Genomic DNA, 12,547 nt, shown 5'->3' with positions numbered 1-12,547 from the left:
ACCGCGCGGGAGGTGGTTTTTTAGTACCGGTCCAAAAGTTGTCCTCCAACCCAAAAGCGCCAGAGTAGCTTCCATTGGGAAGAGCTAACGGGCGGCAGTTCCTTACCTTAGCGGCATTACATTTTAAATATCCCTACTACCCATGGCTACCCCTACTACCGCTGATGGCCGCGCCCAACTCCCCCCCGTCGCCCAAATTCAAATGGTTGACCTCAAAGCCCAGTACGAAGCCATGCAGGAAGAGGTGGACCAGGCCATTATCGACGTCGTGCGCAGTGGCGCCTTCATCAACGGGCCGGCGGTGAAGAATTTTCAGGCCGGATTGGAGGATTACCTGGGCGCTAAACACGTCATCCCCTGCGCTAATGGGACGGACGCTTTGCAGATCGCCCTCATGGCACTGGGTTTGGAGCCTGGGGATGAGGTGATCGTCCCCGCCTTCACCTACGTAGCCTCCGCTGAAGTGATCGCCCTGCTGCGCCTCAGCCCAGTGATGGTGGACGTGGACCCCCGCACCTTTAACGTTCGGGCCGAAGACATTGAGGCGGCCATTACCGATAAGACGAAGGCCATCATCCCCGTTCACCTCTACGGACAGAGTTGTGATATGGAGCCCATCATCGCCTTGGCTGAGAAGCACGGGATCGCCATCGTAGAGGACAACGCCCAGGCCATCGGCGCAAACTACACCTTCAGCGACGGTAAAGTGCGGCGGACGGGTACCCTTGGCACCATTGGCTGCACCAGTTTTTACCCAAGTAAGAACCTCGGCGCGTACGGCGACGGTGGCGCCATCAACACGAATTCCGAAGAGCTGGCTGCCAAACTTCGGATGGTCGCCAACCACGGGCAGAGCCGCCGCTACTACCACGACGTGGTGGGTTGCAACTCCCGGCTCGATTCCATCCAGGCCGCCGTGCTGAACTGTAAGTTGCCCCGTCTCGACGGTTACAGCGACCGGCGCCGGGCGGCTGCGGATTACTACGACGCTGCCTTGCAGGGTTTGGATGGTTTACTCACTCCGCAGCGGCAGGCCAACAGCACCCACGTATTTCACCAGTACACTTTGCGCATCGACGGTGGCCGGCGTGATGAGTTGCAGGCTTACCTGAGGGAAGCCGGCATCCCCAGTATGATCTACTACCCCGTCGCGCTGTACGACCAGGAGGCCTTCCGGGGTACGGCGGCCAATAACATTACGTCGCTGCCCAATACGGACGTGCTGATCAAAGAGGTGATCTCCCTCCCTATGCACAGTGAGATGGACGAGGCTACGCTGCGGTACATCACGGAGACCGTACGGGCTTTTTGCAGCTAGAGATCACCCTCCGGACTTTTCAAACAAATTTCGGCATATCGGAAGGCGGGGGCAATTCGATGAGATAGCTTCAATCGTACATCCTGCGATAACTGACTGTCAATCAACGCGCCTTGACTGTCAAATTTGGGTATTAAAGCCTTCTAAAAACAAACCAATTTGTTTTAAGTAGTGTTTTCTTTACGTAATCCGTTCAGAAAACAGTTGACTCATGGCGCTTCCCATTGTGATGCAAAAAGCAAATTCTACCATGCTCTCGGAGATGGGGTACCTCCGTTCGGCGGAGACGCTTTTCGTAAAATTTCGAAACAACGGCGCGGTGTACGCCTACTTCAAGGTGCCCTCGGTACACTGGCAGCGGCTGCGGGCCGTCAATAGCGTTGGCCGCTACATGCAGGAGCACATCTTTAAGTCCTACCCCGCTGCCCGGATCAGTGAGGGAGACCCAAAGGAGGAGCCAGCTAAGCAGGTGGCGTAGACTCAATTATACACTGTTGGTTTTGCGAGACTGATCAGCTAACCCCTGGCAACATCGTGAGAACGTATCAATTTATGCCGTCTCCGTTTCCGCCCGGGTAAGGATGGTGAAATGGAACTGGGAGCCTACTCCCAGTTTGCTGGTCGCCCAGATTCGCCCACCGTGTAGTTCTGCAATCTTCTGGCAGTTGGCCAGTCCGATTCCGCTACCGGTGTACGTGCCGGTATTATGAAGTTGCCGAAACAGTTTGAAGATCTGTTGCAGGTTTTTCTCTGCGATCCCGATGCCGTTGTCCGCCACCTTGATCTCCCAGCCCTTGGCTAAATCGCTGCAAGTGATCTCTATCTGCACGTCCTCCGCTGACTGCCGGTACTTGATGGCGTTCCCAATCAGGTTTTGGAGGAGGACTTTGAGTTCGAGGGGGTAGCCCATCACTTCGGGGAGGTCCGTATAGGTCACCTTGACGTTGATTCCCTTCGTAATGGACTGGAGGTCTTCCATCACCGCGTCAACAGTTTTTTTGAGGTCCACCAACTGCAATTGCTTGATCTTGCTTAACCGGGAGTAATCGAGTAGCCCCTTGATGAGTTGGTCCATCCGCGTGGCGGCATTGCTGATGGTTTCCATGTACTCTTTGACCTGATCCGAGACCTCACCAATGTGGTCCTCCTGAATAACTTCCAGGTAGCCCTGAATGGTCAGTAGCGGTTCCCGCAGATCGTGGGAGGCAATGTAGGCGAACTGTTCCATTTCCTTACTCTTCGCTTCCAGGATGGAATAGTTCAGGACGCGCTCTTCGTTGCGGCGGCGGAGGTTGATGTCCTGAAATATACCGTAGACGCGTACGCATTCTCCGTTGGCCATTTCGGCGTGGCCCATGGCGCGGACCCAGATCTCATTGCCATTCCTGGTCACGAGTTCCAATTCAGTATCGTAGGATTCACCCTTCTCTACCGCCCGTTGAAAGAGTGCGGTAATGGTTTCCCGGCTGGTACCATCCTTGTAGAAAGATAGCGCCTCGTCCAACTGCGGTACGTAATCTGGTTCTACCTGGTGGATGGCCTTCGTCATATCGTCCCACATGATCGTATTGGAGACGAGATCAACTGACCAAGTTCCAATCCGGGCGGCCTCCTGGCTGCGGGCGAGGAGGATTTCCTTTTCCTTCTCCTGGGTAATGTCGATATGCGCACCGAGCAGGCGAGTAGGCTGACCGTTTTCATCCCGAATGGCCATCCCCCGGCAGCGAATAAATACGGTATGCCCGTCCTTATGCCGGTACCGTACGACCTGATCGTAGGGGACGCTGGGATCCGCGAGGTGCTGCCCTACCCGCTCGATGGCGCCGGCCAGATCCTCCTGGTTGATGATACCCTGCCAGGCGGAAGCCAGGTGTGGCATTTCGGCTGGGTCGTAGCCGAGGGTTTCCCAGAAGCGAGCGTTCATCCACTCTTGCTCCCGGTTTTCGAGGTCCCAGTACCAAAGGCCGTCGAGTGAAGAATTCTGCAGGAAGTCAAAGATGGCGTCATCCGTTTTGATGAGTTCGTACAGTTCCTTTTTCAAATAATTCATGCTGATGGTATTGCTGGATAGCGTCCCCTCGGTGACAACGGGGAGTCATCCCAGAGGGTGGTTGTTGGCAGGGGCGTATCCGGACAAATGTAAGCTGAAATAATTCAGATATTTGCCGCGCTGATAAACATGTGGTCTACTGCTTGCGCTTAAGCTAGCATACCACCCTAACAAGATTCTGACATGGTTCAGTTACCCAGTATTCTTCTTATCGACGATAATCAGGCGACCAATTTTCTGCACGCCCGCGTGTTACGCAAATCTGGTCGGGTGGGCCACGTCCACGTTTGTACGGGAGGTGAGGACGCCATCAGCTACCTGACTTCCCCCGGCGTCAGTGCTGACTACCCAAAGCCGGATCTCATCTTCCTTGACATCAACATGCCCGGCATGAGCGGTTGGGAATTCCTGGAAGCTTACCGCCAATTACCCGAGCAACAACGCGGCGGCATCGTCATCGTCATGCTCACCACTTCACTTAATCCGGACGATCAGCGCCGGGCTGAATCCATCGAGGAGATCAATGGCTTCCAGCAAAAACCACTCACGGTAGCGGAGCTCAATCGTATTCTCGACGAGTACTTTATGGTGGCCTAGAGCGGCTTCCAAAAAATAAATGGTCAAAAGGGGACGTGCTTATGTGCGTCCCCTTTTTTCGTGCGCAAATACCAATTGCGGTGCAGGGCGCTGCCGCGGGTGTCGGGGAGGTGGGCGAGTAGATGGTAAATGAGAGGAGGCCGTAGCAACCGGCTCCCGACCTCCAGGTCGGGCATATCTAAAGAGGAAAGAGCCACCTGACCCGGCCTGGAGGCCGGGAGCCGAAAGTGTCCAAAATCCCTACCGGAAAAGTACGATTAGACCGGATTCAGTCCCCGGTTTAGGACCTCCGGTTGGGATGAGAACCGGTGATTCCCAGTCCATGAAATTAGGTTTAGCCCGAAAAGGATATGCAGTCCAAACTCCCGACCGGAGGTCGGGAACCGGACTCGCAACAAATTAAATATATCTCACATTTAACAAACAAATAGTTTGCAAATAGCGCCCTAACCCCCGTTCTTTACCCTACGTTATTGGATTTCGACTCACTCAGATTTACACCCAGCATGTTTCAAAAGGCCATCCTCCACCTGGATATGGACGCTTTTTTTGCCTCCATCGAGATTAGAAAGAACAGCCGCCTGGCCGGCCGGCCCGTCATCGTCGGAGGTCTCGGTGGGCGGGGGGTAGTATCATCGTGCAACTACGAGGCCCGCCACTTCGGGATCCACTCCGCCATGCCGATGGCCGTGGCCCTACGGCGCTGCCCGACGGCGAAGGTTGTCCGGGGAGACTACGAGGAGTACGAAAAGCAATCCGGTATCATCACCGAGATCATCGCGGAGGAAGGGCCCATCTTCGAAAAGGCTTCCATCGATGAGTTCTACCTGGACATCTCCGGCATGGACCGTTACATCGGTTGCCTCCAGTGGAGCAAGGAGTTGAGGCAGCGCATCCTCAAAGAAACCGGCTTGCCCCTTTCCGCTGGCCTGGCGACGAATAAATTGGTCTCCAAAGTCCGGGCCGGGGAAGCCAAGCCCAATGGTTCCGGCTGGGTCGAAACGGGGAAGGAACGCTCCTTCCTGGCTCCCCTACCCGTCCGTAAGATCCCCTCCATCGGTAAGGAGACGGCCCGTAAACTCAGCCTGTTGGGCATCCGCAAAACGGGGACGCTAAGCCAGGTACCCATCGATCTCCTAGAGCGGGAATTCGGTAAACCCGGCCGGGAGTTCCACCGCCGGGCGAATGGGATTGACCACCGGCCCGTCGTCCCCTACACCGAAAGGAAGTCTTTCTCTACCGAGACCACCTTCCAGACGGATACCATCGACGTAGAATTCCTCCGCCGCAAACTGCGGGACATGACCATGAAACTCAGCTACGACATGCGCGCGGCTGGTAAGCTGACGGCCGGCGTCACCGTCAAGATCCGCTATACGGATTTCAACACCTACTCCCGCAGCCAACGCATCAAACTGACGGCCCACGATCAGCAACTCCTCCCCGTTGCGAATGACCTCTTCAACCGGCTGTTCACCCGCCGCCAGTGCATCCGCCTCATCGGCGTCCGGTTCGACCGCCTGGCTCAAGGGCATACCCAACTCGATCTCTTCACCAATACCAAAGAGGATAATAACCTGATGCTGGCGCTGGATAAGGTGCGGAGGCGGTTTGGGAATGGGGCGGTGTTGAAGGCTTGATAGAGGTTAGATTTTGGACGTTAGATTTTGGACGTTGGACGTTGGACGTTAAAGGGCGCCTGCGGCTCCTTTTTCCGAGGGAAGGCAAGGACGGGAAAGGAGAGCAAGAAGACTGGCTTCTCTCACTTCTCTACCGCCTTAAACTCCTTTGCGCAAACAGAGAAGCAGTGGGGCCGAGGGCAGCCCGCGGGGATTCCGGCTTTTTTTCTGAGGGAAGGCAAAGACGGAAAAGGAGACAAGGGAGAACGCACAGCTTAAATGGTAGCCGGTGTAACTTCAACCCACTATGGATGCCATCCGCTACTTTACTGGACAACCCAAAAAACTGCTGTTGCTGGACGCCATGGGTGCCTTCGTTTCCATTTTCGTGACGCGGGTAGTGCTGGTCCACTTTCAAGCTTATTTCGGTATACCGCTGAGCGCACTGTACTTGCTGGCTACCGTGCCGGTCTTCTTCGTGGTCTTCGACCTCTACTCCGTGCTCTTTCCGCGGGTGGATGCCGCTTGGGCACTCCGTATAATCGCCTTGCTGAACGTCGGCTACTGTTGCCTGACGGTGGCCGTCGCTTGCTGGCACTTTACGACGTACACGGGGCTGGCCTGGCTCTACCTTATCCTAGAAATAGCCATAATTTTGGGTTTGGCACGGCTGGAATGGAGCGTTGCCAAGCAGTTGCCACGAACAGCCAGGGGCTAAACCTCTTTTTCCTCTCTTCCGCCTTAATCTCCTTTGCGAAAAGTAGCGAAGCTACAAAAGCTACGTACACATAGCTTCCTCATCAACCAATCAGCCCAAAGAGAAAGAAAACTGCCGAAGGCTAATCCTCTTGTCCTCCCTTCCCGCCTTATTCCCCTTGTAGAAAACCCGGCGCAGCCAAAAAACCTCACCCCAACACCTCCAACAACCCCTTCTTCCGCGCCCCCGCCACGTCCAACTCCACCCCACCGCGGAGAGTAACAGTACCGCCCTTCCCCCGGTGGTAACGCTGCACCTCGGCTAAGTTGATGACCGTGGACCGGTGGATACGGTAAAAACCACTCCCCTCCAGCAAATCAGCGTAGAAGCGGAGTTTGCGACAGATCATGAGTTGGCGGCCATCCGCCAGGTGGAAGACGGTGAAGTTATCGGCTGCTTCCAAATAACGGATCTCCGCGGGGCGGACGATTTCCAGGCCATCCAGCAACGGGAGGGCGAGCCGCTCCGGTGGGGCGGCCCTTTCCTTTTTGAGGTTGTGGAGCAAGGTTTCGTGCACCCGCCCGCTCTCCCCCATCGCCAACCGGGAGCGGACGCGGGCGACGGCTTCGATCAGTTCATCGATATCCACCGGCTTGAGGAGGTAGTGGGCGGCGCTCATTCTCAGGGCACGGAGGGCGTACTGTTCGTAGGCCGTCACGAAAACGACCTGCGGGTTGGTGCCTTCCGGTAGCCGCTCCAGCAGATCGAAGCCGTTACCGAAGGGCATCTCGATATCGAGAAAAAGCAGGTCCGGTTCCTCGGCCGCGATAAGTTCGAGAGCAGGGGCGACGCTGTCCGCCTGGCCGACGACGGTTACGCCGGGGCAATACTTCGTCAGGTAGTGCGCCAGGGCTTCCCGGTTGGGAGCTTCGTCGTCGATGATGAGTGCCTTCACGGTACGAGGTTTAGATTACTGGAGGAAAAACGTTTAGCTACGCTACTCCTACGGGGTCGAAAAGGAGTTGATTGTAATGCAGAAGAGGTCCGTCAAGAAAGCTGCAGCCGAACCCGCGTCCCTACGTGTTCTGCGCCGGGGAAGGCGTCGCTGACGTCGACGGACAACGACTTTCCGAAGTGCTCGTTGATGAGTTCGATCCGCTTGGCGGTGATGTTCATTCCCTGGCTCCCCTGTTTGAGTTGGTTGTCGGTTTTGAGTTCGCGGGACCGCTTACGGCCAATTCCATTATCCGTAATGGTAGCGGTGGGCCGGCCATCTTCGAGGCCGAAGTCTACTGTCAGCACTCCACCACCATCGCGGTAGCGGAGGCCGTGCCAGATGGCGTTTTCCACGAAGGGTTGGAGGAGCATGGGGGGAACCAGTATGTCGTCAGCGTCCAGGTCTTCCGGGGCGGGTGCTTCGATGGTATAGGTAAACTTCCCGGCGAAGCGTTCCTGCTCCAGTTCGAGGTAGAGCCCCAACTGTTCAATCTCTTCGCTGAGGGGGACGAAATCGCGACCGGACTGGTCCAGCACCTTGCGCATCAACCGGGCGAAGCGGCCGAGGTAACGGTTGGCCGAACGCTCATCCTGCCGGGCGATGTAGTTGTTGATGCTGTTTAGGCTATTAAAGATGAAGTGAGGGTTCATCCGGGTCTGCAGGTTCCGCAACAGCAATTCCTGGTTGGCCCGGCGGCGCTTGCGCACGTTCCGGAGGATGATGGCTACGGAGATCAGCGCTCCCAACAGCAGTAGCCCCAGCAGGTAAATCAACCACTGTTGGAGTTGCATGCGGTCCTCCACGTAGCGGAGTTCGGCTTCTTCGGCGGCGATGTCTTTAAGGCCGAGATCGATGGTATTTTGCTCCCGCAGCACTTCTACTTGTAGTTGAGAATTACGCGCCAGGTCCGCCTTGGTGGATACCGAATAACCGTCCTGCCGGTCGCCAATTGCATCCGCATCAACCGAGGACGCTTGTTCGGCGGAGATCGAACCGAGCCGATCCAGGATGGCCAGCCGTTCTTCGCACGTTTGTTTTTGGGCGCTGTACGCAGGTGCGGTGGAAAGACAACGGGTATAACTCATCCAGGCCATTTTGCTATCCCCGAGAAGGCGGTGGCCGTCCCCCATCTTGAGGTGAAGGGCGGGGGCGAAGGGGCTGGTGGATTTCTTCCCTTTCCTGACTGGAATAGCCTCCAACGCCTGACCGTAACGCTCCAGGGCCAGGTCGTACTGACCGACATCGCCGTAGATATCCCCCAGCAGCGTGAAAGCTTCCGTCAATTCCTCGGCGGCCGGTTTGCTGTAGATCAGTTCACTCAGCAATTGGATGGCTCTTTTGGGGTCCTCCTCCCGCAAAAGTGTAGCCTGCTGCAACAGGTCAATCCGCTCTTCCTTCTGAAGGGTCCGCGAACGCGACAGTTTCTCCTTTTGCGCCGGCAGGGCGAAGGAGATGAGGGCTAACAAAAGGAAGAAGTAGATCCGCATTGGCGTAAATGTAGGGGCTAGAAAATGAAGCGAACCCACCGTTCTCCGCGGAAAACGGACCAATCTACCCAGCTCACCAACCGGTTCGTCTCACTTACGAAGTGGGAATGGCCGTTTACAAAGTGGCGCTTTTTCCAGGTGGGAGGTGCCCCCACCTTTGGGTCATCATTCACCGGAAGGGTGGCCCGCAAGAAAGGCGGCGGACCCTTCCCTAAACACACCATCCCGATGCCTTTTTCTTCCACTTTTCGCTGGCTGCTGGCCGCCGCACTTTCCGCAACCGTTTTGTTCCTCGGTATCAGCCATTACCTACTGGGTACGAGCTCGGTCCCCAACCCAACTTACGTCGCTCCCCCTACGGACCCGGCACCCGCGGCAGCGCCCACTACGACGGTGAATGCATCCAATAATAAGATCCAGATCGCCTTCTTATTGGATACCAGTGGTTCGATGGAAGGGCTCATCGACCAGGCCAAGGCACGGCTGTGGAACATCCTGAACGAAACCATGGAATCAACCCGCAATGGCGTCGCACCCGACATCGAAGTGGCCCTCTACGAATACGGCAACGACCGGCTCTCCGCCAATAATGGCTACATCAAAATGATCGTGCCCATGACGACGGAGGTGGACGAGATCAGTGAAAAACTGTTTGCCCTTACGACTTCCGGTGGCGACGAATACTGCCCCATGGCCATCCAGCGCGCCGCCCAGGAACTGATGTGGGACGCCGATGACGCCACCGTAAAACTGCTCTACATTGCCGGCAACGAAGAATTCACCCAGGGGCCCGTCGCCATGTCCGCCGGGCTGAAGGCCGCGCAGGATAAGGGCATCGTCGTCAATACTATCTACTGTAATAATCCGAACGATGGCGAGGCCCGCCTCTGGGCTTCCGCCGCCACCCGCCTGGATGGGGACCACTTCTCGATTAATCAGGACCAGGCCGTCGCCTACGTGGAATCCCCCTACGACGCGCCGATCGAACAACTGAACGCCCAGCTGAACGACACCTACGTACCCATCAACCAGGCCGCCGTCGCGAAAAAGCAACGCCTCGCGGTGGAGGACGCCAACGCCACCAGCTACAGCAAGGCCAACCTCAGCTCACGCGCCAAGTACAAGGCCAGCAAAAATTACAAGAACGAAAGCTGGGACCTAGTCGACGCCGCCCGGGCCGACAACAAAAAGATCCTGGAACAAAAAGGTGCCCTGCCCGATAGCCTCCGGACGCTGAGCGACGCCGAACTCACCGCCAAGATCGACCACCTCGCCCAGAAGCGCAACGAGCTGAAACAACGCCTCGCCGAACTCAGCGAGCAACGCGAAAGCTTCGTCGCCGACGCCAAAAAAGACCTCGCCGAAACGGAAGAAAACACCCTCGGCGAACGTATGAAAAGCAGCGTGAAGCGCCAGCTCAAAAAGAAGGGCTACAGCAACTAATCACGCAGCTCAACCGGATAAACCGGCCCCATCCCGCGCAGCGGCGGCATACCCGGGTACGCGAGACCAAACTCCATGGTGGCCGGACCAGCCGGCAACTTATCCAGAACGCGGAAACTGCCCCGGAACAGAACGACTTCCTCCCCGACACTAATGGCGGCAACGGCGAGCGTACCAATCGGGTAGAACTCTTTCTCTCCGTCCGGCAAATAGATGGTGACGAACAGGCGTGGGGCTGCGGCCGTGGAGAGATCTACGGACCGTAGCCCCGCTGCTTTAGGCAGCTTGGCCAGCAATGAAATAGGCACCTCCCCACCGATGGGAAGTACTTCGGGAGACTCCGCCAGTTCGAGGTCGATGCTTTTCAGCACCTGAAAATTATCGACGGTTTTGATGAGCATATCGCCCCGGAAAGCGCGGAAGGGTTCGGCGCCCTCGGTGGCCCAGTTCTTTTGCCCGACCACGAGGACCTGCTGATTATGGTATATCGAATCCCCGTACCAGAGATCGTACTGATTGCGTCGGTAGTCGACGTTGGTCATCGTCCACCCCGGCTGGCCAGTGTAGAATTCGTAGAGCGAAGAGAAGCGGTAGGTGTTTTCGAACATCACCGGCTGACCGTTTGCCCGCTCGGCGAGCTGCTGCGTCCACGGCTCGTGGTCGAAGGGTTTTTGGAAGGGCAGCCATTCACGTGGCGCCAGCAAGAGGAGACGGGCCAGCGTTAGGATGCCGATCGTGATGAGGGAAAGCGTCCACAACTTCGGTGCCCATTCCGGGAAGCGGTCGCGGGCCGCGCGGTAGGTCAGGTAAACGAGGGGGAAGCTGAGCAGAGCCGTCCACTGCGCCTCGGTGCCGCCCTTTGAGGTCGTGTACAAGAAGAAGACCAGGAAGCCGAGCACCAGCCAGCGGTTGGCGGTCAGGAACCGGTCCTTCCGGCTGTCGTCCTTCCAGAAAGTCTTCACGTAAAACCACAGCAGGAAGGGGCTGAAGATGACGAGTTGGTTCAGCAGGTACTCCGTTGTGTACTTGAATTGGTAGGGGTCGTCGCGCCCCTGCAGGTGATAGCGAAAGGAAGGGAAATCGTTCGCGTACTGCCAGTAGAGATGGGGAAAGTACAGGGCAGCACCACCGAGTGCCGCCACCCAGGCACCGGGCCGGCGCAGCAGCCACCACAGGTTAGGGAGGACGGAGAAAAAGATCAACATCACCCCGTGGTACTTAGAGTATAGGGCGCCAGCCATCGTCAGGCCCCAGATTGCGCCGTTCGCAACGGTGGGTGCATCCAGAAAACGGCGGTAGGCCAACAGGTAAACCACCGTAAAGAGCAACAGGGGGCCATCCGGCGTGGCGATGAAGCCGTAGACGTTGAGGAAGGGTTGAGCGAAAGCCAGGGCCGCGGCCACCCACAGCCATTTGCCGAAAGGTCGTTCCAGCAGGTGCCAAAGGCCAATCATCGTAAGGGCAGATACTAAAACGTGGCCCAAGCGCAGGCCGAGGGGGCCGGGGAGCCAATCCTTACCGATGGCTACGAGCAGCGCTACGGCGGGCGGGTGGTCGTAGTAGCCCCAGTCGATGTTACCGGCGTACATCCAGTAGTAGGTCTCGTCCGGGTCCAGCGGCGTTCCCCACGCCTGTACGAGGCAAACTACCAGCCAGAGGGCCAGCAGGTAGAGCGGATTGATGGATTTGGCGGGGAGTTTCACTTTACTGGGTCCGGCTGACGAGGCGCATGACGGAGCGGTATTCATCGTCCGCTTCCCCGTCGTAGTCGTAGTCGACGAAGCCCGTCAGAATGAGCTGGTCACCCTTCATTTCGTGGGCGTAATACAGCGTTTTGTTGGGTTCGATCACCAGTAGGCTGTCGGTACTCTTCACTTTCCAGACGCCATTGGTGATGTCGGCCACGGACCCGTTCTCCATCCGGTGGGTACGCTTGTGCTTACCGTCGGCGGTGAATTCGGTGCGGGCGGGTTTCACGCCGAACACCTGCCCCCAGTCGGCTTCACGGATGGTTTGGCGGAAGCTCGTATCCCGGTTTTCGTAGGAGTGGAAAAGCACGTCGACCTCCACGGTCTCCCAGGTCCCAAGAAGGGATTTTGCGATGGCTTCTACGTCAGCCACCGCGCCATTTTCAGCAGCGGGCGCTGCCGCGGGTTCCGGGTTGTTTTGGCAAGCAACGAAGACCAACAGACCGGCGGATAGGAAGAGAAAGTAAGGTAGCTTCATCGCCGCGAAGATAAGATGGTTTGGCGGTCCCTCGTAAGCAGAATTAGAAAAGGCTTCTTTATGGAGGCACGGTTACAGTTCGTAATATTCGGGTAGCATTTTTAGCTACCGAA

General features: G+C 57.0%; 11 protein-coding genes. 6 read left to right on the top strand and 5 right to left on the bottom strand.

Features of this window, described 5'->3' with window-relative positions:
• The first annotated feature begins 142 nt into the window (after positions 1–142).
• Positions 143–1,318 carry a DegT/DnrJ/EryC1/StrS aminotransferase family protein gene (locus A3850_RS10905; RefSeq protein WP_068216437.1) on the top strand — a complete coding sequence of 392 codons (1,176 nt, stop codon included), beginning with the start codon at positions 143–145 and terminating at the stop codon, positions 1,316–1,318.
• Positions 1,319–1,529: 211 nt separating this feature from the next.
• The gene (locus A3850_RS10900) at positions 1,530–1,796 is read left to right on the top strand and encodes a KTSC domain-containing protein (protein WP_068216434.1); all 267 of its coding nucleotides are present in this window, start codon (positions 1,530–1,532) and stop codon (positions 1,794–1,796) included.
• A gap of 72 nt (positions 1,797–1,868) precedes the next feature.
• Here the strand turns inward: A3850_RS10900 and A3850_RS10895 are convergent, their stop codons facing one another.
• Positions 1,869–3,368 carry a PAS domain-containing protein gene (locus A3850_RS10895; RefSeq protein ID WP_068216432.1) on the bottom strand — a complete coding sequence of 500 codons (1,500 nt, stop codon included), beginning with the start codon at positions 3,366–3,368 and terminating at the stop codon, positions 1,869–1,871.
• A 183-nt stretch (positions 3,369–3,551) separates the two neighbouring features.
• Between A3850_RS10895 and A3850_RS10890 the strand changes: the two genes are divergently transcribed.
• The 3 genes from A3850_RS10890 (at position 3,552) to A3850_RS10875 (ending at position 6,302) form a co-directional block, all read left to right on the top strand.
• Positions 3,552–3,965 (top strand): response regulator, encoded by a 414-nt coding sequence (locus A3850_RS10890; protein ID WP_068216430.1) that lies wholly within the window; start codon positions 3,552–3,554, stop codon positions 3,963–3,965.
• Between the two features lie 506 nt (positions 3,966–4,471).
• Entirely contained in the window at positions 4,472–5,605 is a 1,134-nt protein-coding gene (dinB, locus tag A3850_RS10885; RefSeq protein WP_068216428.1) for a DNA polymerase IV, read from the top strand.
• A 286-nt stretch (positions 5,606–5,891) separates the two neighbouring features.
• A complete protein-coding gene (locus A3850_RS10875; protein ID WP_068216424.1) occupies positions 5,892–6,302 on the top strand; it encodes a hypothetical protein in 411 nt (136 codons plus the stop codon).
• Positions 6,303–6,489: 187 nt separating this feature from the next.
• On the opposite strand, the gene A3850_RS10870 is transcribed toward A3850_RS10875, so the two are convergent.
• Complete coding sequence (locus A3850_RS10870; RefSeq protein ID WP_068216422.1) at positions 6,490–7,236, bottom strand: LytTR family DNA-binding domain-containing protein; 747 nt, start codon at positions 7,234–7,236, stop codon at positions 6,490–6,492.
• A gap of 92 nt (positions 7,237–7,328) precedes the next feature.
• Complete coding sequence (locus A3850_RS10865) at positions 7,329–8,765, bottom strand: histidine kinase (protein ID WP_068216420.1); 1,437 nt, start codon at positions 8,763–8,765, stop codon at positions 7,329–7,331.
• 24 nt (positions 8,766–8,789) lie between these two features.
• On the opposite strand from A3850_RS10865, the gene A3850_RS10860 reads away from it, so the two are divergent.
• On the top strand, positions 8,790–10,208 hold the full coding sequence (locus tag A3850_RS10860; protein ID WP_082921756.1) for a VWA domain-containing protein: 1,419 nt from the start codon (positions 8,790–8,792) through the stop codon (positions 10,206–10,208).
• On the opposite strand, the gene A3850_RS10855 is transcribed toward A3850_RS10860, so the two are convergent.
• Positions 10,205–11,911: a glycosyltransferase family 39 protein gene (locus A3850_RS10855; RefSeq protein ID WP_068216418.1), complete on the bottom strand. Its 1,707-nt coding sequence runs from the start codon at positions 11,909–11,911 to the stop codon at positions 10,205–10,207. The two genes, A3850_RS10860 and A3850_RS10855, sit on opposite strands and share 4 nt — an antisense overlap.
• A 1-nt stretch (position 11,912) precedes the next feature.
• Positions 11,913–12,434 (bottom strand): hypothetical protein, encoded by a 522-nt coding sequence (locus A3850_RS10850; protein WP_068216416.1) that lies wholly within the window; start codon positions 12,432–12,434, stop codon positions 11,913–11,915.
• Between the last annotated feature and the right edge of the window lie 113 nt (positions 12,435–12,547).

It is taken from the genome of Lewinella sp. 4G2, from assembly GCF_001625015.1.
Taxonomy (GTDB): domain Bacteria; phylum Bacteroidota; class Bacteroidia; order Chitinophagales; family Saprospiraceae; genus Neolewinella.
This window is presented reverse-complemented; position numbering and strand designations above follow the sequence as displayed.

Excerpts from the sequence above, each read along its gene's own strand:
- A3850_RS10905 (WP_068216437.1), top strand. The coding sequence starts at position 143 with ATGGCTACCCCTACTACCGCTGATGGCCGCGCCCAACTCCCCCCCGTC.
- A3850_RS10900 (WP_068216434.1), top strand. The coding sequence starts at position 1,530 with ATGGCGCTTCCCATTGTGATGCAAAAAGCAAATTCTACCATGCTCTCG.
- A3850_RS10895 (WP_068216432.1), bottom strand. The coding sequence starts at position 3,368 with ATGAATTATTTGAAAAAGGAACTGTACGAACTCATCAAAACGGATGAC.
- A3850_RS10890 (WP_068216430.1), top strand. The coding sequence starts at position 3,552 with ATGGTTCAGTTACCCAGTATTCTTCTTATCGACGATAATCAGGCGACC.
- dinB (WP_068216428.1), top strand. The coding sequence starts at position 4,472 with ATGTTTCAAAAGGCCATCCTCCACCTGGATATGGACGCTTTTTTTGCC.
- A3850_RS10875 (WP_068216424.1), top strand. The coding sequence starts at position 5,892 with ATGGATGCCATCCGCTACTTTACTGGACAACCCAAAAAACTGCTGTTG.
- A3850_RS10865 (WP_068216420.1), bottom strand. The coding sequence starts at position 8,765 with ATGCGGATCTACTTCTTCCTTTTGTTAGCCCTCATCTCCTTCGCCCTG.
- A3850_RS10860 (WP_082921756.1), top strand. The coding sequence starts at position 8,790 with ATGAAGCGAACCCACCGTTCTCCGCGGAAAACGGACCAATCTACCCAG.
- A3850_RS10850 (WP_068216416.1), bottom strand. The coding sequence starts at position 12,434 with ATGAAGCTACCTTACTTTCTCTTCCTATCCGCCGGTCTGTTGGTCTTC.